The organism is Pelomonas sp. KK5 (assembly GCF_001984095.1).
Lineage (GTDB): Bacteria > Pseudomonadota > Gammaproteobacteria > Burkholderiales > Burkholderiaceae_C > KK5.
In genome coordinates, this window is the sequence record NZ_LYVQ01000602.1 from 1 (window position 1) to 245 (window position 245).

1 protein-coding gene is annotated in these 245 nt (G+C 63.7%); it reads left to right on the forward strand.

Going from position 1 to position 245, the window contains the following annotated elements; translation table 11 throughout:
* Positions 1 to 245 (forward strand): GDP-mannose 4,6-dehydratase (locus tag B0W88_RS32420; protein WP_144007174.1); only part of this gene is annotated, 245 nt, incomplete at both ends.

Below are 245 nucleotides of genomic sequence, written 5' to 3' on the forward strand. Positions count from 1 at the left end.
GGCCTGGAGAAGAAGACCCGCTTCTACCAGGCCAGCACCAGCGAGCTCTACGGCCTGGTGCAGGAGATCCCGCAGAAGGAGAGCACACCCTTCTACCCGCGCAGCCCCTACGCGGTGGCCAAGATGTACGCCTACTGGATCACGGTGAACTACCGCGAGGCCTACGGCATGTACGCCTGCAACGGCATCCTGTTCAACCACGAGAGCCCGCTGCGCGGCGAGACCTTCGTGACCCGCAAGATCAC